The following is a 21,979-nucleotide window of genomic DNA, read 5'->3' as shown; positions in this document are numbered from 1 at the left end:
GATGGCGCCTTCGCCCAGTTCACCTGCATCACCTTCGACCGCCAGTTTGGCGCTGCCGTGGATGATGGGGGTGTCGTCGCCGGGGAAGTCGTACTTGGAGAGCAGTTCGCGAATCTCCATCTCGACCAGCTCCAGCAGTTCTGCGTCGTCGACCATGTCGCATTTGTTCATGAACACGATGATGTACGGTACGCCGACCTGACGTGCCAGCAGGATGTGCTCGCGGGTCTGGGGCATGGGACCGTCGGCTGCGGACACGACCAGGATCGCGCCGTCCATCTGGGCGGCACCGGTGATCATGTTCTTGACGTAGTCGGCGTGGCCCGGGCAGTCAACGTGCGCATAGTGACGGGTGGCGGTCTCGTACTCGACGTGTGCGGTGTTGATGGTGATGCCGCGTGCCTTCTCTTCCGGGGCCGCGTCGATCTGGTCGTATCCCTTGGCTTCGCCGCCGAACTTGCGCGACAGAACCGTCGTGATCGCCGCTGTCAGTGTGGTCTTGCCGTGGTCAACGTGGCCGATCGTGCCGACGTTCACGTGCGGTTTGGTACGTTCAAATTTGCTCTTTGCCATGATAATCCCCCATCAACCCAATTAACGAAAAGAACCAAAAATCCAAAATCTGGTGCCCATGGCGGGAATCGGACCCGCGACCTCTCCCTTACCAAGGGAGTGCTCTACCACTGAGCCACATGGGCCTGCTAATAAACTGGAGCGGGTGAAGGGAATCGAACCCTCGTCATAAGCTTGGAAGGCTTCTGCTCTACCATTGAGCTACACCCGCAAAACCCGACACCAGCCCACTTAATACAACAGCAAACTGCACTTCAATCTGGTGGAGGGGGACGGATTCGAACCATCGTACTCATAAGAGGGCAGATTTACAGTCTGCTGCCTTTAACCACTCGGCCACCCCTCCAAAAAGAGCGCGCGATTATCCATATAACATCGCGGCATGTCAAAGGGAAAATACGAAATAAGGCAAGAATCCGGCTGGGCGCCGGGCGATCGTCCGGCACTTGCTCACACCGGGACAGGGCAGGAGTCCATGAGCGCCATCAATGTCTTCGCCGTGTGGCGTCGAGACTTGTCTTTCGCCATCATGCCATCCAGCAGCGGCTGCCACTGCCGGTATTCCGGCTGCAATCTCGGCGTTTCTGCCCGCAGGTGTTGCTGCACGATGCTCTCCAGCGTGTCGCCCGCGTACGGTTTGCATCCGGTCAGCATGTTATAGAACACCGCCCCCATACTATATATGTCGGTACGGTCGTCCTCGGCCACCCCCAGCGCCTGTTCCGGGCTCATGAAGTAAGGCGTCGCAACGATCGCGTCCAGACGCCCCTCCATTCGCGCCTCGTGCATACGCCTCGCCACGCCGAAATCACCCAGCACCGCCGAGCCGTCCTCTCGCAGCAGGATGTTCTCGGGTTTGATGTCGCGGTGGATGATGCCCCGCTCATGGACCTCGACCAGGGCTTGCACGATCTCGCGCAACACGCGCCACGCCTCCGCCCCGCCGATACTCCCCTGTTTGCCGATGCGCTGCTTGAGCGTCCCGCCCGGCAGGTACTCCATCACGATGAACAGCGCGTCGTCCGTCACCCCCTGATCGTATATCTGCAGCACATTCGGATGGCGCACCTGTTCCAGCAGACCATATTCCTCGACGAAGCGATACAGCACCTCGCTATCCTCCGAGACACTGCCGTCGGCGAACTTGAGCGCCATCTGCTTCTTGTCGCTCAACCGTTCCGCCAGGAACACGCTGGACATACCGCCTCGCCCCACCGGCTTCAGGCAGCGATAGCCCGGCACCTTCGGGTAATCGCCAGGCTCATCGTTCACATTGCCCAACAATGCCGGATCGAACGCCCTGTACATGCCGGAGCGCCCCCCGCGATCCAGCTTCAGCGTTGCGTCCAGGTTTTCGCCCGTCTCCCCCTCGCGCACCACCACCACCTCGGCCACCTGTACCGGTTCAGCCAACCAGTCCGCCCCCAACGTCGCCCGCCGCCGCGTCAATATCCCGGCACCGACCTCGGCCAGCGTCTGTTCACTGCAGACCACATTCCAGTCCAGCTCTTTGGATTTCACGGACAACAGAGAGGCGATGGACACCGCATGCCCGCAAACGATGCGCTGGCCGACGGCCTGATGGCTGAATTCGGCGAAAACCAGCTCGCCGGTATGTATGCCAACCCCGACCCCGAATCGGTCCAGCCCCTGCTCGGGGAACGATTGGCGGATCAGGAAGCGGGTCTGATACGCGATCAGCGCGACTGCCAGCGCACAACGTAATGCACGGCGGGCATGATTATCCGCACCGGCCGCATAGAAGAACGTCACCAGCATGCCGTGATTGCTGATCGATGTCAGCACACCCTGCTGTTGCTCGACCTGTGCGCCCACCTTCTCGTAATAGCTGGCCATCAGGCTGGCCAGGTTCGTGGCAGACACCCGCTCCGTCAGATGGATGAAATCACGGATGATGATGCTGACGACCGTGGCATGGGTCGGCACGCTGCAAGCCGGCACCCCGATGTTCTCATCCCCCGTCACACAAGCCCTTTCTCCGCGAATGACAGGCAACCCGCGCCCGCCACGATAAAATGATCCAGCACCCGCACATCCACCAGCCCCAGCGCCTGTTTCAACGCATCCGTCAGCAACTGGTCGGACTGGCTCGGCTCCGCCACGCCGGACGGGTGGTTATGCGCGAATATCATAGCCGCCGCATTGTGGTGCAGCGCACGCTTCACTACCTCGCGCGGATAGACGCTGGTTTGCGTCAACGTGCCCCGGAACAGCTCTTCCGTCGCGATCACGCGATGCTGCGCATCGAGGAACAGCGCCACGAACACCTCCTGCTGACGCCCCTGCAATATCAGCCGCAGATAGTCGCGCACCGCCTGCGGGGAATTCATGGCATCGCCCGCATGGACCTCTTCTTTCAGTGCGCGCCGCGACATCTCCAGCACCGCCTGCAACTGCACATATTTGGCACGCCCCATACCATTGATCCTGCAGAACGACTGCTCGTCAGCGGCGAACATGGGGGTAAGCCCGCCGAAATGAGCCAGCACCTCGCGCGCCAGATCGACCGCGCTCTTGCCGCGCACACCGACACGCAGGAATATCGCCAGCAGTTCCGCATCGGACAATGCCGCCGCACCGCGCTGCAGCAACCGCTCCCGGGGACGTTCCCCTTCCGGCCAGTCCACGATACTCATCACATCCCTCCATCAGAGCCGGCAGCACCGCGCGCCACGCGGCAATACCCATGTCGACATTGAGACTATTCTAGAGCCTGGGCACAATAAACGCCACGGATATGAAAATGGACTTCGGCCAGCCCCTCAATCCGGAGAGGTCTGCTGAATGCCCCCCTGCCGTCGTGCGTCGAGTTCCTTCAGAAAATCCGCGATATCCCACTCGCAGCCACCGCAACCGGACAACGCGCCTGTCCATCTGGAGATGGCCTCCACATCCATGCCTTGCCCGTGCAGATGACGGATGTATTCCCGCCTCGTGCCACTGCAATGGCACATGACTTCATCTTCAGGGCTGTCTGTCTGTCCATCCATCCGGGCTTCACTCCAGCTCACTCAGGACACCACCCGCAAACAGCAGAGCACATCTGACCGGCATCCCCGCATATACCGCCTGCATCGCAGCGCGGTATTCCGACATCTGCGCACGATAGCGTGCGGCGTCGCCCGGATCACCCAGCTTGTAATCCAGCACCCAGACCTCGTGGTCGAATTCGACCAGGCGGTCGATGCGTTTCAGCTCACCCATTGCGTTGACGTAGGGCATCTCGTTGCAGGCGGCGCGGTATTGCTTAGCATCGAAAAAAGGTGCGAGTTGCGGTGCGGAAAGCAGGGCTTGGGCTTGCTGCCAGAGGGCATCCATCTCAGCCTCCGGTATGGCCAACCTTTGCTGCAGCACGACCCGGTCTCCCACCCCCTCCGTCAAGTGCTGCAACAAGGCGTGCAGCCAGATGCCGCGCTGCTGCGCGGTCGAGTTGCGCGCGACGCGCTTGCCGGCGGGGAAAATGGCAGGCAGCTTCGCTTGCGGCGCACCACTTCCACGCTCCTCTCCCACCCGCGGAAGAGGGGACGCCGCCTGCAACGGGTTTGGTTGCTCGCCTGTCACTGCAGCGATACGCCCATACCACGTGAGCTGCTTCGCCTCGCGCGCACCCTGACTGCCGCTGATGACGAGCGCCTGCTGCGCACGGGTCATGGCGACGTAGAGCAGATTCATCTCTTCGCGCGCCTGTTCGGCGGCATCCTGCTCGAACAAGGGCGCGCGTCTCTTGCCGCGCGAAGCCTGATCGGCATAGAGCGAGAAGTGCAGCGGCTGCGCTTCGTGGGTCGGCCAATCCAGCAGCACATCGCTGCCGTCGCGGTTCAGCCTCTCGGCGTTCGCATCCAGCAGCCAGACGATGGGCGCTTCCAGCCCTTTCGATTCGTGCACGGTGTAGATGCGCACTGCATCGCCCGACGCACCGAGCTTGCCTTCATCCGGCGCATCGTCCGCGCTGTCGCGCAGTTCGCGCAACTCCTGCAGAAAGCGCGGCAGGCTGGGATAGCGACCGGCATCCACGCTCAACGCGATCTCCATGAAGGCATGCAGGTTGGCCGTCACCTTGGCGCGCATCTCGGCCGGCAGCACGGCGCTGTATCGCGCGATCACATCACCCTCGAAATAGATGCGATCGAGCAAGTCGTGCACCGGCAACTTGTCGGCGAGAGTGAGCCAGCGTTGCAGCAGTTCGGCGGCACGTTGCAGCGCGGGTGACGGTTCGGGCAGGTGTTGCAGGCGTTGCCACCATGAAGAGGATTCTGGGTTCCGGAATCGTGATTCAGGGGATGCCGCCGCACCATCTGGATCCTGAATCCTGAATCCTGACAACTGAAGCAAGTCCGCATCGCTGCACCCGAAGATCGGCGTGCGCAGCACCTGTGCCAGCGCCAAGTCGGCGAATGGCGTGATGAGGAACAGCAGCAGTGCCTGTATGTCTTCCGCTTCCAGCGTGTCGAGCAGGCCACCGCGCCGCGAGCTGATGAAGGGGATATGTTTCGCACGCAGGGCTTCTTCGTAGATGGCAAGGTGGGTACGGCTGCGTACCAGCACCATGATGTCGCCATAGGCGGCGCGGCGATTCTCACCTGCATCGCTCACCGACCACTCGCTGACGATGGTTTGCAACTGCGCGGCGAATTGCGCGGCTTCCATGTGACGCGCGCCTTCGCTTGCTTCGGCGCGCGGCGTGGTGAGCGGATCGCGCAACACGAGTCGCACATCTTCGGAGACTTCTTCTTCCCCGTATTCGGCTTCCGCCAGCGGCAGCACCAGCACATGGCCCGGCAATTCAGTTTGATGCGTCTGATGCTCGACGAACTCGAAGCCTTCAGGCTGATCGCGGAACACCGCGTTCACCGCATCGACCACGGCCGGCGAATTGCGGCGCGTGAGACTGTTGCCCAAAGTCTCGGCGCGGAAATGCTGTTGCAGATATTCGCGCGCCACGCCGAACAGGCGTGCATCGGCACGGCGGAAGCGATAGATGGACTGCTTGGGATCGCCCACCACGAACACGGTCGGCTGCGATTCGACCGCCACCGAGGCGTCGAACCAGGCGCGCATGATCTGCCATTGCAGCGGGTTGGTGTCCTGGAACTCGTCCAGCAACACATGACGGTAGCGGCTGTCGAGCTTGTACTGCATGGTCTCGGCATGTTCGCTCTGTTGCAGCAGGCGGCACAACTGCCATTCCAGATCGGAGAAGTCCATCTGCTGCTTCTGCGCCTTGAGCGCCTGATAGCGCTCGAGGAAGGCGACGCCGCAATGCAGCACGGCTTCGTTCAGACGCCAGGCCTGCTGCTCGGCCAGCGTGTCGCGCACTTCCTGCAGGCTGGCGAACAGTGCATCGCGCGTGACCAAGTAGGCCTCGGCATCCTGCTTCCTGGTCGGCTTGAAACTGCGCGGCTCGTCCGCCTGCGTGAACAGCAAGGGAGATACGGCATCGAAGCGCGCCTCGGGTGCGCTGTCCGTCCACGCCTGCTCCAGTTCGCTGGCTTTCTTCGCCTGCGTGTCGGTGCCGTTGTTCGCCAGTTGGCGCACGAAGGCGAAATACACCTCCTCGCTGTTGCCGCACATGCCCCAGTCGGCGACCGGGTCGAAATCCATATCCACCGCCAGATCGTTGCGCAGATTCTCCAGCGCAAAGGTCAGCGCATCTTGCTCGCCTTGTGTATACGCCCACCACTCTGCTCGCTTGGCGAGGAAGTTGAACAGCAGCTTGCGCGTGTTGAACAGGCCATGTGCCTCGAACAGCCATTGCATATGCCGCGCTCCATCGCCCTCCGGCTGCTTGCGCATCTGCTCCAGCAATTCTTCCCACGCCTCTTCCTGCTCGGCCCCGGCCCGTTCCAGCAGGCTCATGCCCTGCATCACTCCTGCGTTCAGCGGCGCGCGCTGCATCACCTGCATGAACCAGCCATGAAAGGTACTGAGGGTGATGGCGGGTTGCGCCAGCAAGGTCTCCTGGTACAGGCTGCGCGCACGCAACAACTGCTCATCGCTCAATTCGGAGATGCCTCGTTCGGCGAAGAACTGGCGCACGAAAGCCTCGTCGCCCAGCGCCAGGTCGCGCAGCCACAATTGCAGCCGCGCCTGCATCTCCTGCGCGGCTTTGCGCGTGAAGGTGATCGCGAGGATCTGTGAAGGCTGCGCGCCATCCAGCAGCAAGCGCACGATGCGCGACACCAGCAGCCAGGTCTTGCCGCTGCCGGCGCAGGCTTCGACCACGACGCTGCGGGTGGGATCGAGAGCGATGTGATTGCTCATACCCACTCCCCCTTGCGACACACGCCGCGCACTTCGCAATAAGCACACACCACATCGATGCCGTTAGCGGGCAGCCCCGCCCCGCCGCGTATCTCAGCCATCACCTGCTCCAGCCGTTCGGCATTCAGCTGTGCCAGCAATGGCACATCCTCTTGCGGTGCGACCTGCCTAACCTTGCCACTCTCGATACTGACGAATGCCGCGTCCGCTGCCTCATGCGCGTAGGCGTAGCAGGCGAGTTGCACATCCTCGCCTGGCTCTTTCAATTTGTTGCGCAGCAACTGGTCGCTCTGCGTCTTGTAGTCCAGCACCAGCTTCTCTTCACCGCGCACATCCAGCCGGTCGATACGGCCGCGCAGGCGGATGCCGTCCAGCGGCCAGTCGAAGGCCTGCTCGGATCCCGCATAACGCCAGCCCTCAGCCTCGCGTTTGATCTGCCAATCCAGATAGGCAGGCAGGGATATAACCCAGCGCGCCAGCCAGGCGCGCGCGGCGAAATCCTGCGCCAGCAGATCGGCGAACACTTCTTCGCTGATACGCCGCAGGGCAGCTTCCATCTCGGTCAGATCGCCTTGTATCACCAGTGGATACTGCTCGTGGAAACGCTGCAGGATGCCGTGTACGCGCTCACCGTAGTCGCGCTTCTCGATAGCCTCCTGCACTTCATCCAGTTCGTTCAGCTTCAGGATGTGGCGCGCATAGTATTGGTAGGGGCAGGCGACCAGCGCGTTGTAACCGCTGATGGAGATACTGGTCGGCACACTGTCCTGCGAAATGGCAGGCACGGGCTGCGCCGACTGCGCCAACTCGACTTGCTGCATTCCTTCCGCGACCAGATAGGCATGCAAGTCGTGCTCGCTCAGATCATCACCGTGCACTTGCAGATGCGCATCACGCAACATCTGCAGGAACGGACTGAGCAAACGCGCCTCGCCGTTCTGTTCCTTCTGCCAGGTGACCAGCACTTCGTCGTTCATGGCCAGAAGCGCACGCAGGTCGTCGTGCTGACGCACGGCATGGAACGCGCGTGTCGGCAGGCCGAGCGTGGCACGCACCGCATCGTTGAACCAACGCCCGCCGTCTCCCGCGCTGGGCAGATGCGCCGCATCGCAACCGAGCAACAGCACCGCATCGAAGCTGCGCCAGCGTGTCGCGGCCAGGTGGGTGAAGCGCACCGGGCTGTCGATACTGCTGTCGCGAAAGGTCTCGGTATCCAATTGCTGCGCCAGCCAGCGCCGCCATTCGTCGAAACGGTAGCGGCCTGCATCACCGTGCAATTCCTGCCGCCATGTTTCCAGCGCGCGCAGCAACTGCTGTCCAGCATCGTCCTGCTGCAAACCAGCGTCTATGCCCAGCACATTCAAGCTTTGCTGCAAGGCCGCCAGCCATTCCGCCAGCGTCTGCTTCCTGTTCTGCGCCAGCAGCGCCGCAGCCTGGCGCAGGCGGGCCAGCAGCTGATGCAGCGCGATCTCTTGTTCGGTAAGCGCGACGTATCTTTCCAGCCCGGCGACCACGCCCTGTTTGCGCAGCAGTTGTTCCAGCTGATACACCGCCGCCTTGCGCTCACCCGCCGTCATGTCGGCGAAGATGAAAGGCGACTTGAGCAGATCGAGCAGGTCGTGATGGTAGAAGTCGCTTTGCAGCGCGGTCAACCAGCGGTCAAGCACGGTGCTCACCGACAGCGTGGCGAAGGTCCAGCCCGTCTCGTCCGCCACCAGGATCTCGGCCCGCTCCAGCAGCGCGCGTGTGCGACGTGCCGTGACACGGTCCTGCGCGACGATGGCGATGTCGCGTTTTCCGTCGGCCAGCCAGCGGCGCACCTGCATGGCGGCGGCGCGGGCTTCCTGTTCGAGCGAGGTGGCGGCGAAGAACTGCGGTGTATGGCCAGTCACATCCATCTCGCGTGCATCGAACACCTTCACCAGCGCGCGTTGTTCATATGCTTCGAGGAAGCGCTGCTCCAGCGTATCCCATTCCGAAGTGCGCAACACATACAAGGGACGGTCTGCCTGCTGTGCCAGCATGCCGAGTCGCATCTGGTAGGCGCGCGCGGCATCCAGCTCTTCACCGCTCTGCATGGCATGCCACAGCTCGAAAACCAGCCGCGCTTCCAGTTGCAGCGTGGTGTTCTGCCTGGCCTGATAAGCCTGTTGCACGGCGGCAGCGAAAGTATCCGCATCATCCGGCAAGGCGTGCAGCGCATGCGTCAGCTCATCGAACAGTTTGAGCAGCTCCTGCGTCATGCTCCACAGGTCGGCATGCTCGAACCATTGCAGCTTGCGTAGTTGCTGGTAGAGCATGGCACTGCGCTGGCTATCGCTGACGACGGGTGCGGCCAGCGGCACGCTTTGCGCCCATTCGTTCAGCGTGACCATCTGCGGCAGGAGGATGGCCGCCACTTGCGCACGGCGCATCAAGGCCTGCGCCAGCGGCTGCGCGGCGTGCATGTTGGGGAGGATGACGGTGATGCCGCGCAGATCGGGTGCGGGATGTGCAGCCAGAATGCGCTGGGCGACGCGATCGAAGAGTGCGCTGGCCTTACTCACTTCTTCAGCAAGTGGAGTTTGTCTTTGACCTGCAGCCAGTCATCGGCATCAGGCGGGGCGTCTTTCTTCACCGTGATGGACGGCCACTGCCTGGCCAACTCTGCATTCAAGACGAGGAACTGCTGCTGATCCGCGGGCAGGTCGTCTGCAGCATAGATTGCGCCTGCCGGACATTCCGGCACGCACAGCGAGCAGTCTATGCACTCTTCTGGATCGATGACGAGGAAGTTCTCGCCCTCACGGAAACAGTCGACCGGGCACACTTCCACACAGTCGGTGTATTTGCAGCGGATGCAGTTTTCGGCGACGACGTAGGTCATGCCGCATTCTAACTCGCGCGCGGGGCGATGCCGTGCATCCAGTGCTGGTAAAGTCGTTCGGCAACCCGGTTCAGCTGCGGCAGCTTGTCGTACATCTGCACCTGCATGGTGGCAGCGTCCTGCACGGCCGGGCTGTGCCGGTTGTCCTCTATCTCCTGCGCACCGGCCCGGCACCAGTCTTCGATCATGTGTTCGGTCATCTCGACATGGCATTGCATGCCCAGATGTTTGCCGATGGCAAAAGCCTGATTGGTACAGAACGTGCTGGAAAGCAGGTGCACCGCACCGGGCGGCAGCGAGAAGGTCTCGCCGTGCCAGTGGAATGAGTCGAACTGTTCGATGTCGCCGAACCATTGCCGGGCAACGTCGTTGTCGGCCACGCGGACTGCGCCCCAGCCCAGTTCCTTCACCGGATTCTTCGTCACCACACCGCCCAGCGCCTTGGACATGAGCTGCCCACCGAGGCAGTGACCCAATACCGGAATGTCCTTGGCGACGGCATCGCGGATCAGACTCAGGGAACGCGGGATCCATGGCAGTTCGTCGTTCACACTCATCACGCCCCCCATGAACACCAGTCCGCTGAAGTCGTCTGCGTTTTCCGGAACTGCCTCACCCTGATCGATATGGAACATCTGCCAGGGGATGGCGTGCTGGCTCAGGAACAGTGCGACATGCCCCGGCCCTTCATTCGCGGAATGACGGAATACGGCGACCGGCTTCAAGATCAGCCCTGCGTCTTGTCGCGCTCGATCAGCGCGTAAGCGGAATGGTTATGAATGGACTCGAAGTTCTCGGACTCGACGATGTAGGCTTCGATACGGTCGTCTGCATTCAATGCCGCCGCCACGTCGCGCACCATGTCCTCGACGAACTTGGGATTATCGTAGGCGCGCTCGGTGACGAACTTCTCGTCCGGGCGCTTGAGCAGGCCGTACAGCTCGCTGGACGCCTGCTCCTCGGCGATACGCACCACATCCTCGATCCACACCGCGCCCTTGGTGCGCACGGTAAGCGTGACATGCGAGCGCTGGTTGTGCGCGCCGCGTTCGGAGATCTCCTTGGAACAGGGGCACAGGCTGGTGACCGGCACCAGCACCTTCATGGTGAAGCGGTATTCGCCGTCGATGATCTCGCCGGTGAAGGTGACGTCGTAATCGAGCAGGCTCTGCACGCCCGAGACGGGCGCAGTCTTGTTCACGAAATAGGGGAAGCTCATCTCGATATAGCCGGACTTGGCTTCCAGCTTCTCCACCATCTCGCGCAGGATGCTCTCGAACGACTCGACAGATATCTCACGACCATGCTGGTTGAGGATCTGCACGAAGCGCGACATATGCGTGCCCTTGAAGTTATGCGGCAGACGCACATACATATTGAATGTGGCGATGGTGTGCTGCACGCCTTCGCTCTTGTCGCTGACGACGATGGGATGGCGGATACTCTTGATACCGACCTTGTTGATGGCGAGCTGGCGGGTATCCGCACTGCTCTGCACGTCTGGAATGGGCGCGGGTGCGTTCATGGTCGTAACCTTTGCGTTGTGGCCGAGGGCCGATTATAGACAATCTCCGACTGTTTTTGTCGGGTTATCGCTTTATGCGGTGACATTCACCTTGCGCACGCTGCTTTCTATACCGGCGGCATCCAGCCCGCAATCCGCCAGCAACAGTGCATGTTCACCCTGCTCTACGAAACGGTCGGGCAAACCCAGATGCAACATGGATACCTTCACACCATGTTGCGCGAGGCACTCGGCCACCGCGCTGCCGGCACCGCCCTGCACCGTGTTCTCTTCCACAGTGACCAGCAGCACGTGTTCGCGCGCCAGCTTCAGCACCAGTTCTGCATCCAGCGGCTTGACGAAGCGCATGTTAACGACCGTGGCATTTAGCTTCTCCGCCGCCTCCAGCGCCGGGGCCAGCATGGTGCCGAACGACAGGATGGCGACGCCGATACCGTTACGGCGGATCTCGCCCTTGCCGACTTCGAGCGCAGTCAACTCCTTGCCGACCGGCACGCCGGGACCAGTCCCGCGCGGGTAGCGCACGGCAGTCGGGCTATCCATGCGATACGCGGTGGTCAGCATCTGGCGGCATTCGTGCTCGTCCGCAGGGGCCATCACTGTCATGTTGGGGATGCTGCGCAGGAAGGACAGATCGAAGCTGCCCGCGTGCGTCGCGCCGTCCGCGCCGACCAGTCCGCCACGGTCGATGGCCAGCATCACCGGCAGGTTCTGGATGGCGATATCGTGGATCAACTGGTCGTAGGCACGCTGCAGGAAAGTGGAATAGATGGCGACCACCGGTTTGCTGCCTTCGCAGGCCATGCCCGCCGCGAAAGTGAGCGCGTGCTGCTCGGCGATACCGACATCGAAATATCTGCCCGGGAATCTCTCCGAGAATTCGGTCATGCCGGAGCCTTCGCACATGGCGGGGGTGATGCCGACCAGTCTCTCGTCCGCTGCCGCCATGTCGCACAGCCATTCGCCGAAGACCTGGGTGAAAGTGCGGTGCGGCGCGGGCTTGGGGATGATGCCGCTGGTACGGTCGAACTTGGACACGCCGTGATAGAGCAGGCAATCTTCCTCGGCCAGCGCATAACCCTTGCCCTTCTGCGTGACGATGTGCAGGAACTGCGGCCCTTCCAGCTTGCGGATGTTGTTCAAGGTATCCATCAGCACGTTGATGTCGTGCCCGTCGATGGGGCCGATGTAGTTGAAGCCGAACTCCTCGAACATCGTGCCGGGGATGACCATGCCCTTGATGTGCTCCTCGGTGCGCTTGGCGAACTCCAGCACCGGCGGCATGCCTTTGAGCATCTTCTCACTGCCGCGCCGCATCGCCGCGTAGAAACGGCCGGACATCAGTTTCGCCAGATAGTTGTTGAGCGCCCCGACCGGCCGCGAGATCGACATGTCGTTGTCGTTGAGGATGACCAGCAGGTTGGCATCCATCGCGCCCGCGTTGTTCAGCGCCTCGAAGGCCATGCCGCCGGTCATCGCGCCGTCGCCGATGATGGCGACCGCACGTTCGTCGGAACCGCGCAGTTTCGCGGCCGCCGCCATGCCCAGCGCGGCCGAGATGGAAGTGCTGGAATGGCCGGTGCCGAAGGTGTCGTAGGTGCTCTCGTCGCGCTTGGGGAATCCGGCGATGCCGCCATGCATGCGCAATCTGCTCATCGCCGCGCGGCGGCCGGTGAGTATCTTGTGCGCGTAGGTCTGGTGACCGACGTCCCACACCAGCTTGTCGCGCGGCGTGTCGAACACGGCATGCAGCGCGATGGTCAGCTCCACCGTGCCCAGATTGGATGAGAGATGGCCGCCGGTCTTGCTCACCGACTCGATCAAAAACTCGCGCAATTCATTCGCCAGCTGCGGCAACTGCTCGCGCGGCAGTTTTCGCAGGTCTTCGGGGTCATCGATGGTGTCGAGCAGCGGTGTCATCAGTACTTTCTCAACACGATGAAGTCGGCCAGTTCGCGCAAGCGGCGCGCAGGCTCGCCGAACTCGCTGACGGCTTCCAGTGCTTCGCGATGCAGGCGCTGCGCCATCTCTTTGGCACCAGCCAGCCCGAGCAGGCTGACATAGGTCGGTTTGTCATTGTCGGCATCCTTGCCTGCCGTCTTGCCCAGCGTCGCGGTATCCGCCTCGCAGTCGAGCACATCGTCCACCACCTGGAAAGCCAGACCGATCAGCTTGCCGAAATGATCCAGCCGTTCAAGTTGCGCATCACTCAACTTGTCGCCGCAATAGGCACCAAGCAGGATGGCGGCGCGGATCAACGCGCCAGTCTTGTGGATGTGCATCTGTTCCAGTTCGGGCAGCGACAATTGCTTGCCCACACTGGCCAGGTCGATGGCCTGCCCGCCTGCCATGCCGCGCGAACCCGAGGCAGTCGCCAGCAACTTCACCATCTGCAACTGCCTGTTCGCATCGTCATTCAGACGGTGTTCGGACAGCAACTGGAAGGACAGACTCTGCAGGGCATCACCGACCAGCAAAGCCGTGGCCTCGTCGTATTCGACATGGCAGGTCGGTTTGCCTCGGCGCAACACATCGTCGTCCATGCAGGGCATGTCATCGTGCACCAGCGAGTAGGCATGGATGAGCTCGACCGCAGCGGCGGCGACTGCCACACGCTCGGTAGTCGCACCTGCCAGTTCACCGGCGGCATAGGCCAGCAGCGGACGCACACGCTTGCCGCCGTCCAGTACACTATAGCGCATCGCGCCATGCAGACGTTGCGGCGTCACGTCGGCCTGCGGCAGCAGGCGCTTCAATGTCTCTTCAGACAGGGATTGATGGGTGGACACCCATGCGGTGAAATCGGCAGCCATCAGTTCGCTTCACCGACGTCGAGATCCTTCAGTACACCTTCTTCCAGCACGCGCACCTGTTGCTGTGCTTCATCCAGTCGCGAACGACAGTAGGTCATCAGCTCAGCGCCGCGCTTGTAGGCGGCAAGTGAATCCTCAAGAGACAGCTTGCCTGATTCCATATCCACCACGAGTTGTTCCAGATCGGCCATCGCCGTCTCGAAACTCGGCTTCTTTTCAGACTTAGTCGCCATCATCGTTCCTGTGTGCATTGTTTCGCGTAGGGGCGGCATTTTACCCAAGCCTATACAGCAGGGGCAATTTTTGTTGCCCCCCCCCCTGATTTCGGGGACAATCCCCGACCCCGTAAACATCAGGGAATCGCCAGGACATGCTTGACCATGCATCGTCAGATTCCCCGTATTCACAGAGGAATGTGGGTATGTCAGAAATAGCCAAGCTAAAGCAATTCAATCCCGTCTCCGCGCAACCTCCGTTGAGCTGGTATTTCGATCCAAGGATATTGGAGCTGGAGCAGCGCGTGCTGCTCGATACCGGCCCGCAGTATGTCGGCCACGAATTGATGGTGCCCAATCTGGGCGACTATCACGTGATCGAGTGGATGGATAAAGCCAAGATGCTGGTGCGCAACGAAAATGGCGTCGAGCTGCTTTCCAATATCTGCCGCCACCGCCAGGCCACCATGCTGGAAGGACGCGGCAGCGCGAAGAACATCGTATGCCCGCTGCATCGCTGGACCTACAAGACCGACGGCGAGCTGATCGGTGCGCCACATTTCCCCAACAACCCCTGCCTGCATCTGAACAAGACGCCGCTGCAGAACTGGAACGGCCTGCTGTTCGCCGGTAAACGCGATGTCGCGAAAGACCTCGCCAACATGCCCGCCTTCAAGGAGATAGATTTCTCCGGCTACATGCTGGACCGTGTCGAGATCGACGAATACGACTTCAACTGGAAGACCTTCATCGAGGTGTACCAGGAGGACTACCACGTCGTGCCGTTCCATCCCGGTCTCGGCCAGTTCGTCGATTGCGACGACCTGCAATGGACGTTCGGCGAACACTTCAGCGTGCAGACCGTGGGCATCAACCACGCGCTTAAGAAATCGGGCAGCCCGACCTATGCCAAATGGGCACAGCAGGTGCTGCGCTACAACAAAGGCGAATTGCCACAATACGGCGCGATCTGGCTGACCTACTACCCCAACATCACCGTCGAGTGGTATCCGAACACGCTGGTGGTCAGCACGGTGGTGCCGCGCGGCACGGATGCCTGCACCAACATCGTCGAGTTCTACTATCCGGAAGACATCGTATTGTTCGAGCGCGATTACATCGAAGCCGAGAAACAGGCCTATCGCGAGACCGCAGTGGAAGATGACATCATCTGCCTGCGCATGCATCAGGGACGACGTGCGCTGTACAAGCAGGGGATCGAGGAGCAAGGCCCCTACCAGTCCCCTACCGAAGATGGCATGCTGCACTACCACGAGTTCCTGCGACGCCATCTCGAACCGCACCTGAAGTAAACAGGTGGGTTCGCTCTGGATGCTGGTTGCAGGCTTGTTGTTCGCCTGCATGGGGGCGCTCGTCAAACTGGGTGCCCCACATTTTTCCAGTGCCGAACTGGTGTTCTACCGCTCCTTCTTCGGATTGATCGTTGTATACGGCCTGGTGCGCCACTCTCGCATCGAACTGGCGACCTTTCACTGGCATGCGCACTTGTGGCGCGGTCTGTCCGGCACCATCGCCATGCTGCTGTTCTTCCACTGCCTCACCGTCCTGCCACTGGCCACCGCCATCACCCTGAACTACACCTCTTCGCTCTTCCTGTCTTTTTTGACGGTACTGGTACTGAAGGAGAAGTTCCACCTGCCACTGAGCGGCTCGCTGGTGATCGGCTTCTCTGGCGTAGTGCTGTTACTGCAACCCACCTTGGCTCATGATCAATTCGCGGATGGCCTGCTGGGCCTGGTCTCGGGGTTCCTTGCCGGCATCGCACTCATGAACGTCCGGCATCTTGGCGTCCTGGGCGAACCCGGGATGCGCGTGGTGTTCTATTTCAATCTGATCGCCACGCTCACCAGCGCGATCTGGATGCTCGGCGGACCGCTGCACCGGATCTTGCCATCCGACCTGCCGCTATTGATCGCCATCGGCGCATCGGCAACATTCGCGCAGTTGTACATGACGCGCGCGTACCGCACCGGACAGACTTTGGTGGTCGGCAGCCTGGCCTACAGCACCATCGTGTTCTCCGCGCTGCTCGGTCTGGCATTCTGGCACGAAAAGCTTAGCCTGCCGGCATGGCTGGGCATCGCGCTCATCATCGCCAGTGGTGTGTTAAGCTTGAAACTGTCTCCAAAGATCCGGAAAAGAACATGATCACCATCACCGACAGCAGCAATCTGGTCAACATCGCCGTCATGGGCGAATTCACCTTGGCCGACTTCAAACAATTCGAACAACATGCGCTCTACAAACTAAAAAGCGGTGGCGGCCTCAATCTGATCTTCGATCTGCGCGGCATGCTGTCCTACACCACCGACGTTGCCTGGGAAGAGATCAAGTTCTTCAGCCGCGAACACAATCACGACTTCAACCGGATCGCCGTCGTCACCGACGACCAGTGGCTGACCTGGCAAGCCTGGCTATCCCGCCTGTTCGTGGATGCCGACATCCGGGCATTCAGTGACTACAGCGCTGCTCAGGCGTGGACGGCAGACTGAGCGGTTTCCAACACAAACAAAAAAGCCCGCATCTGTGCGGGCTTTTTTGTTGAACCGGAGCCGAATCACTTCAGCTTGGTTTCCTTGTATGCGACATGCTTGCGCGCCACCGGGTCGAATTTCATGAATTCGAGTTTCTGCGGGGTCGTGCGCTTGTTCTTGTTGGTTGTGTAGAAATGCCCTGTACCTGCAGAGGATTCCAGCTTGATCTTCTCGCGTCCGCCTTTAGATGCCATGGTGACTCTCCTTTATACCTTCTCGCCGCGGGCGCGCATCTCGAACAGCACGGCTTCGATACCGTTCTTGTCGATGGTGCGCAGTGCGGCATTAGTCAGGCGCAACGACACCCAACGGTTCTCTGACTCGACCCACAAGCGACGGCGTTGCAGATTCGGCAAGAAACGACGCTTGGTTTTGTTGTTGGCGTGGGAAACATTGTTGCCCACCATCGGGGCTTTTCCCGTTACTTGACATACGCGTGCCATGACTGACTCCAGACCAATTGCAAAAATGAGGCGCGGATTCTACCCAAACCGGACAGAACACACAACCGAAAGTTTTTAACCGTTTTTCCGGTACAGGGCGGACTGGGCATGTGCCTGCAAACCCTCGCCAAAGGCCAGCGTAGCGGCAATAGCCCCCAGTTTTCGGGCGCCGGCCGGAGAAACCTGGATCAGGCTGCTGCGCTTCTGGAAGTCATAAACCCCCAGCGGCGAGGAAAAACGCGCCGTACCGGAAGTCGGCAGCACGTGGTTCGGTCCGGCACAGTAGTCGCCCAATGATTCAGAGGTGTAGCGCCCCATGAAGATCGCGCCGGCATGTTTCAACTTGGGCAGCCATGCCTGCGGCTCGGCCACCGATACCTCCAGGTGCTCCGGCGCAATGCGGTTGGAGATTGCGCAGGCCTCGTCCATATCCGCGACATGGATCAATGCGCCGCGATTCTCCAGCGCGGTCTTGATGATGTCCTTGCGCGGCATCTGCGCCAGCAACTTGTCGGCACTGGCAGCCACCGCCTCGATGAAGGCTGCGTCCGGCGACAGCAGGATGGCTTGCGCCAGCTCGTCGTGCTCGGCCTGCGAGAACAGATCCATCGCCACCCAGTCGGGATCGGTCTGCCCGTCGCAGATCACCAGGATCTCGGACGGACCCGCGATCATATCGATGCCGCAAGTCCCGAACACGCGCCGCTTGGCGGAAGCCACGTAGGCGTTGCCGGGACCGACGATCTTGTCCACCTTGGGGATGCTGGCCGTACCGTACGCCAGCGCCGCCACGGCCTGCGCACCGCCGATGGTGAACACGCGATCTACGCCGCACAGATGCGCGGCCGCCAGCACCAACTGGTTCTTCGTGCCATCCGGTGTCGGCACCACCATGATGAGTTCGGACACGCCCGCCACCTTGGCAGGCAATGCGTTCATCAATACTGAAGAAGGATAAGCCGCCTTGCCGCCCGGCACATACAGACCGACACGGTCCAGTGGCGTAACTTGCTGGCCGAGCAGCGTGCCATCTTCGTCTTCATAGCTCCAGGATGCCTGCACTTGTTTCCGGTGATAGGAGGTGACGCGCTGCGCAGCCTGCTCCAGCGCGAGCCTTTGTTCGGCGGGCAGGCCGTCGAACGCCGTTTTCAGTTCGGACTTGGGCAGCTCCATCGCCGCCGCATCGGCCAGCGGCAGACGGTCGAACTTGCGCGTGTATTCCAGCACCGCTTCGTCGCCGCGCTTCTTCACATCGGCAAGGATGGCGGCGACAGTCGCTTCCAGTTTTTCGTCGGCGGTTTCCTCGAAGGCGAGCAGCGCCTTCAGGCGCGCGTCAAAATCGGCTTGCTGGGTCGAGAGTCGTGTGATGTTCATTTGATCGCTCCGGCAAAAGCATCCAGCATGGGCTGTATGGTCGCGCGCTTGAGTTTCAGCGAGGCCTGGTTCACCACCAGGCGCGAAGAGATGTGCACGATCTCTTCCACCGCGACGAGGTTGTTGGCTTTCAGGGTCGCGCCGCTGCTGACCAGGTCGACGATGGCGTCGGACAGGCCGACAAGCGGCGCCAGCTCCATCGAGCCGTACAGCTTGATCAGATCGACATGCACACCCTTGGTGGCGAAGTGTTCACGCGCGGTCTTCACATATTTGGTCGCCACGCGCAGACGCGCGCCCTGTTTCACTGCGGATTCGTAATCGAAACCATTCTGCACTGCCACCATCATGCGGCACTTGGCGATGTTCAGGTCCAGCGGCTGATACAGCCCTTCGCCGCCGTGCTCGTTCAATACATCCTTGCCCGCCACGCCGAGATCGGCCGCACCGTATTGCACATAGGTCGGCACATCGGAAGCGCGCACGATGATGAGTCGCACATCGTCGCGGTTGGTCGGCAGGATGAGCTTGCGCGAAGATTCCGGATCCTCCAGCGGTTTGATGCCGGCGGCTTCGAGCAGCGGCAGCGTCTCTTCGAAGATGCGACCTTTGGATAAGGCGATGGTGATCATTATTTCAACTTTCTATCGTTGCAAACGGCGCAAGCGCCCGCATTCGGGCGATTATTTTATACGGCGGATGTTAGCTCCGAGCTGCGAGAGCTTGCTTTCAATGTGCTCGTAACCGCGATCCAGATGATAGATGCGGTCGATGACGGTCTCCCCCTGGGCCACCAGCCCTGCGATGACCAGACAGGCGGAAGCGCGCAAGTCGGTGGCCATCACGGTAGCACCTTCCAGATGCGCCACGCCTTTGACGACGGAGGTGTTACCCTCCACGTCGATGTGTGCGCCCAGACGGCGCAGTTCCTGCACATGCATGAAGCGATTCTCGAAAATGGTCTCTACCACCATCGCGCTGCCTTCCGCGATGCAGTTGAGCGCCATGAACTGCGCCTGCATGTCTGTCGGGAATGCCGGATGCGGGGCTGTGCGCACGTTGACCGCCTTGGGGCGACCGCTCATCTCAAGATGGATGCTGTCACCATCTACCGAGATCCTGGCTCCGGCATCGGTGAGCTTTTCCAGCACAGTCTCCAGGATGTCCGCGCGCGTCTCGCGCAGCGTGATGCTGCCGCCGGTCGCGGCAGCGGCCACCAGAAAGGTGCCGCTCTCGATGCGGTCTGGCATGATGCGATGTGTCGCGCCATGCAAAGCATCCACGCCGGTGATGGTGACCGTGTCTGTGCCGTCGCCGCTGATCTGTGCGCCCATCGCACGCAGGCAATCGGCCAGATCGACCACCTCCGGCTCGCGCGCGGCATTCTCCAGCACGGTCACACCATCGGCCAGTGCCGCCGCCATCATCAGGTTCTCGGTGCCGGTGACGCTGACGATGTCGAAGAAGATACGTGCGCCCTTGAGGCGTTTCGCCTTGGCGTGGATATAGCCGTGTTCGATGGCGATCTCCGCCCCCATGGCCTGCAAGCCCTTGATATGCAGATCGACCGGGCGCGAACCGATGGCACAGCCACCGGGCAATGACACTTTGGCTTCACCGAAGCGTGCAACCAGTGGCCCCAGTACCAGGATGGCCGCGCGCATGGTCTTCACCATGTCATAGGGCGCTTCCCAGTTGTCGATCCTGCCGCCGTTGAAAGTGATCTCGTTCGTCGCCGTCTCTGCCGTGACACCCATCTGCTGCAGCAGTTTGCGCATGGTGCCGACGTCGTGCAGGTCGGGCAGGTTGGTCAGGCGCAAGGTGTCTGCAGTCAGCAGGCTGGCACACATGATGGGCAATGCGGCGTTCTTCGCGCCGGAGATACGGACTTCGCCGCGCAATACCGCGCCGCCCTGGATGGCTAGTTTTTGCATATCAGTTCAATGAGTGGAGTTGTTGGTGGTCGCGATGGAAAGCATGGCGGCCACATCATATAGATCGGCGAGACTGCGCAGGCTCTCCGGAATGTTGATGAAACCCAGTTCGCCCGCAAGTTGGCGCGACCAATGCATGAGCACGCCCAGCGCGGCCGAATCGACGGCCGTCACCCCGGCCAGATCGATGACCGCCACATTGCGACCGGCGGGAATCTGCGTGAACGCAACCTCCCTCGCTGTCTCCAACGTGAGCGGCCCGGACACCAGCATGCGATCACCCTCGAACTGTATCAATCCCTATCCCTTGCTTTCTGCCGCGGCATTCCGGTTCTTCTCGGACAGTGTCCTGATCAGTCCGTCTATACCAACCAGCTTGATCTCGTCGGCGAACGATCCGCGGTAGCTGGTAACCAGACTGATCCCCTCTACCGTCACATCGAAAGCCTTCCAGTGGCCATCGCTCCGCTTCATCTCGTAATCCACCGTCACCACACGCCCGTCCGGCACGCGTATCACGGAACGCACGGTCGATTCATCCTCGGCCAGCATCCTGGCCGATTTGACCTCGACCTCGGGATCGGGATAGGTGCTGAACACCTTGGTGTATGTCCGTACCAGCATGGTGCGGAATTCCCTGACCAGCGCCTCCTTCTGCTCCGGCGTCGCCGCCCGCCACGGACGTCCGACGGCCAGTTGCGTCATGCGCTTGAAATCGAAGTGAGGCAGGATCTTTGCATCGACCAAGGCCAGCAAACGCGGTTGATCCGACACGATCGTCTTGTCCTGCTTCACGATCGTCAGCACCTCGCGCACGGTCGCGATGATCAGCCCGTCCGGCGTCGCCTTGTCCTGCGCGAAAACGGGCAAGCTCAATATAGTCGTCAGCACCAGCATCAACAGTCTATTCATGTCTCTTCCTTGAATACTCGCGGATCACTGTTTTTCGTCCGCCTGACTGAACAGGAACTTCCCGATCAGATCTTCCAGCACCATCGCCGACTGCGTCTTCCTGAACACACCGCCATCCTCCAGCACTTCCTCGTCGCCACCGGGGATCAAGCCGATGTATTGCTCGCCCAGCAGGCCCGAGGTCAGTATGTTGGCAAAGGTGTCCTTGGGGAACTGGTAACGCTTGTCGACGCTGATCGTCACCTTGGCTTCGTAACGGTCGGTATCCAGCGTGATGCTGCTCACCCGCCCCACCAGCACCCCGGCACTGCGCACCGAAGCGGCCGGTTTCAAGCCGCCGACATTGGTGAAATATGCCGACAACTGGTAGGTCTCCGACACGTTATAGGTACTCAAGTTTCCGACCTTCAGCGCCAGCACCACCAGGGCGGCGATACCTGCCACCACGAAAGCCCCCACCCACAGATCCAATGTCGTACGTTGCATC

General features: G+C 61.1%; 23 protein-coding genes and 3 tRNA genes. 3 read left to right on the top strand and 23 right to left on the bottom strand.

Annotated elements, in window-relative coordinates; translation table 11 throughout:
• From ACYPYQ_RS07895 to ACYPYQ_RS07825, 15 genes are all read right to left on the bottom strand, one after another.
• Nucleotides 1–573: GTP-binding protein (locus ACYPYQ_RS07895; protein WP_459722450.1), on the bottom strand; the 573-nt coding region annotated here is incomplete at its 3' end.
• A gap of 50 nt (nucleotides 574–623) precedes the next feature.
• Nucleotides 624–698 (bottom strand) — tRNA-Thr (locus ACYPYQ_RS07890).
• A gap of 12 nt (nucleotides 699–710) precedes the next feature.
• Nucleotides 711–784: transfer RNA gene (locus tag ACYPYQ_RS07885), tRNA-Gly, on the bottom strand.
• Between the two features lie 49 nt (nucleotides 785–833).
• Nucleotides 834–919, bottom strand: a tRNA-Tyr gene (locus tag ACYPYQ_RS07880).
• A 104-nt stretch (nucleotides 920–1,023) separates the two neighbouring features.
• Nucleotides 1,024–2,520 (bottom strand): protein kinase domain-containing protein, encoded by a 1,497-nt coding sequence (locus tag ACYPYQ_RS07875; protein WP_459722446.1) that lies wholly within the window; start codon nucleotides 2,518–2,520, stop codon nucleotides 1,024–1,026.
• Nucleotides 2,521–2,555: 35 nt separating this feature from the next.
• A complete protein-coding gene (gene radC, locus ACYPYQ_RS07870) occupies nucleotides 2,556–3,230 on the bottom strand; it encodes a RadC family protein (RefSeq protein WP_459722443.1) in 675 nt (224 codons plus the stop codon).
• 126 nt (nucleotides 3,231–3,356) lie between these two features.
• A complete protein-coding gene (locus tag ACYPYQ_RS07865) occupies nucleotides 3,357–3,584 on the bottom strand; it encodes a (2Fe-2S)-binding protein (protein WP_459722440.1) in 228 nt (75 codons plus the stop codon).
• Nucleotides 3,585–3,591: 7 nt separating this feature from the next.
• The gene (locus ACYPYQ_RS07860; RefSeq protein ID WP_459722437.1) at nucleotides 3,592–6,855 is read right to left on the bottom strand and encodes a UvrD-helicase domain-containing protein; all 3,264 of its coding nucleotides are present in this window, start codon (nucleotides 6,853–6,855) and stop codon (nucleotides 3,592–3,594) included.
• Nucleotides 6,852–9,401, bottom strand: coding sequence for a PD-(D/E)XK nuclease family protein (locus ACYPYQ_RS07855; protein ID WP_459722433.1), 2,550 nt, complete (start codon nucleotides 9,399–9,401; stop codon nucleotides 6,852–6,854). Before ACYPYQ_RS07855 ends, ACYPYQ_RS07860 begins: the two co-directional genes overlap by 4 nt.
• Nucleotides 9,398–9,721, bottom strand: coding sequence for a ferredoxin FdxA (gene fdxA / locus ACYPYQ_RS07850; RefSeq protein ID WP_459722431.1), 324 nt, complete (start codon nucleotides 9,719–9,721; stop codon nucleotides 9,398–9,400). The genes ACYPYQ_RS07855 and fdxA overlap by 4 nt, the downstream gene beginning before the upstream one ends.
• Before the next feature lie 8 nt (nucleotides 9,722–9,729).
• Entirely contained in the window at nucleotides 9,730–10,446 is a 717-nt protein-coding gene (locus tag ACYPYQ_RS07845) for a type 1 glutamine amidotransferase (RefSeq protein WP_459722427.1), read from the bottom strand.
• 2 nt (nucleotides 10,447–10,448) lie between these two features.
• Nucleotides 10,449–11,246 (bottom strand): GTP cyclohydrolase FolE2, encoded by a 798-nt coding sequence (gene folE2, locus ACYPYQ_RS07840; RefSeq protein ID WP_459722424.1) that lies wholly within the window; start codon nucleotides 11,244–11,246, stop codon nucleotides 10,449–10,451.
• Nucleotides 11,247–11,318: 72 nt separating this feature from the next.
• Entirely contained in the window at nucleotides 11,319–13,166 is a 1,848-nt protein-coding gene (gene dxs, locus ACYPYQ_RS07835; RefSeq protein ID WP_459722421.1) for a 1-deoxy-D-xylulose-5-phosphate synthase, read from the bottom strand.
• The gene (locus ACYPYQ_RS07830; RefSeq protein WP_459722418.1) at nucleotides 13,166–14,059 is read right to left on the bottom strand and encodes a polyprenyl synthetase family protein; all 894 of its coding nucleotides are present in this window, start codon (nucleotides 14,057–14,059) and stop codon (nucleotides 13,166–13,168) included. Before ACYPYQ_RS07830 ends, dxs begins: the two co-directional genes overlap by 1 nt.
• Nucleotides 14,059–14,292, bottom strand: coding sequence for an exodeoxyribonuclease VII small subunit (locus ACYPYQ_RS07825; protein ID WP_459722415.1), 234 nt, complete (start codon nucleotides 14,290–14,292; stop codon nucleotides 14,059–14,061). The genes ACYPYQ_RS07830 and ACYPYQ_RS07825 overlap by 1 nt, the downstream gene beginning before the upstream one ends.
• Nucleotides 14,293–14,480: 188 nt before the next feature.
• Between ACYPYQ_RS07825 and ACYPYQ_RS07820 the strand changes: the two genes are divergently transcribed.
• The 3 genes from ACYPYQ_RS07820 to ACYPYQ_RS07810 are packed head-to-tail and all read left to right on the top strand — an operon-like array spanning nucleotide 14,481 to nucleotide 16,787.
• Nucleotides 14,481–15,587, top strand: coding sequence for an aromatic ring-hydroxylating oxygenase subunit alpha (locus ACYPYQ_RS07820; RefSeq protein ID WP_459722413.1), 1,107 nt, complete (start codon nucleotides 14,481–14,483; stop codon nucleotides 15,585–15,587).
• 19 nt (nucleotides 15,588–15,606) lie between these two features.
• Nucleotides 15,607–16,443: a DMT family transporter gene (locus ACYPYQ_RS07815; RefSeq protein ID WP_459722410.1), complete on the top strand. Its 837-nt coding sequence runs from the start codon at nucleotides 15,607–15,609 to the stop codon at nucleotides 16,441–16,443.
• The gene (locus ACYPYQ_RS07810) at nucleotides 16,440–16,787 is read left to right on the top strand and encodes a SpoIIAA family protein (protein ID WP_459722407.1); all 348 of its coding nucleotides are present in this window, start codon (nucleotides 16,440–16,442) and stop codon (nucleotides 16,785–16,787) included. Before ACYPYQ_RS07815 ends, ACYPYQ_RS07810 begins: the two co-directional genes overlap by 4 nt.
• A 65-nt stretch (nucleotides 16,788–16,852) precedes the next feature.
• On the opposite strand, the gene rpmG is transcribed toward ACYPYQ_RS07810, so the two are convergent.
• The 8 genes from rpmG to mlaD form a co-directional block, all read right to left on the bottom strand.
• Entirely contained in the window at nucleotides 16,853–17,023 is a 171-nt protein-coding gene (gene rpmG, locus ACYPYQ_RS07805; RefSeq protein ID WP_459722404.1) for a 50S ribosomal protein L33, read from the bottom strand.
• Between the two features lie 12 nt (nucleotides 17,024–17,035).
• Nucleotides 17,036–17,272, bottom strand: coding sequence for a 50S ribosomal protein L28 (gene rpmB / locus ACYPYQ_RS07800; protein WP_407897319.1), 237 nt, complete (start codon nucleotides 17,270–17,272; stop codon nucleotides 17,036–17,038).
• Between the two features lie 75 nt (nucleotides 17,273–17,347).
• On the bottom strand, nucleotides 17,348–18,646 hold the full coding sequence (gene hisD, locus ACYPYQ_RS07795) for a histidinol dehydrogenase (protein ID WP_459722400.1): 1,299 nt from the start codon (nucleotides 18,644–18,646) through the stop codon (nucleotides 17,348–17,350).
• A complete protein-coding gene (gene hisG, locus ACYPYQ_RS07790) occupies nucleotides 18,643–19,278 on the bottom strand; it encodes an ATP phosphoribosyltransferase (protein ID WP_459722397.1) in 636 nt (211 codons plus the stop codon). The genes hisD and hisG overlap by 4 nt, the downstream gene beginning before the upstream one ends.
• Before the next feature lie 51 nt (nucleotides 19,279–19,329).
• On the bottom strand, nucleotides 19,330–20,580 hold the full coding sequence (gene murA, locus ACYPYQ_RS07785; RefSeq protein WP_459722394.1) for a UDP-N-acetylglucosamine 1-carboxyvinyltransferase: 1,251 nt from the start codon (nucleotides 20,578–20,580) through the stop codon (nucleotides 19,330–19,332).
• A 6-nt stretch (nucleotides 20,581–20,586) separates the two neighbouring features.
• Nucleotides 20,587–20,877, bottom strand: coding sequence for an STAS domain-containing protein (locus ACYPYQ_RS07780; protein WP_459722391.1), 291 nt, complete (start codon nucleotides 20,875–20,877; stop codon nucleotides 20,587–20,589).
• Nucleotides 20,878–20,880: 3 nt separating this feature from the next.
• Entirely contained in the window at nucleotides 20,881–21,492 is a 612-nt protein-coding gene (locus tag ACYPYQ_RS07775) for an MlaC/ttg2D family ABC transporter substrate-binding protein (RefSeq protein WP_459722388.1), read from the bottom strand.
• A gap of 24 nt (nucleotides 21,493–21,516) precedes the next feature.
• The gene (gene mlaD / locus ACYPYQ_RS07770; RefSeq protein WP_459722384.1) at nucleotides 21,517–21,978 is read right to left on the bottom strand and encodes an outer membrane lipid asymmetry maintenance protein MlaD; all 462 of its coding nucleotides are present in this window, start codon (nucleotides 21,976–21,978) and stop codon (nucleotides 21,517–21,519) included.
• Nucleotide 21,979: the final 1 nt, after the last annotated feature.

The organism is Sideroxyarcus sp. TK5, from assembly GCF_054601595.1.
The sequence above is the reverse complement of the archived record's forward strand: the minus strand, read 5'-3'. Positions and strand labels throughout refer to the sequence as shown.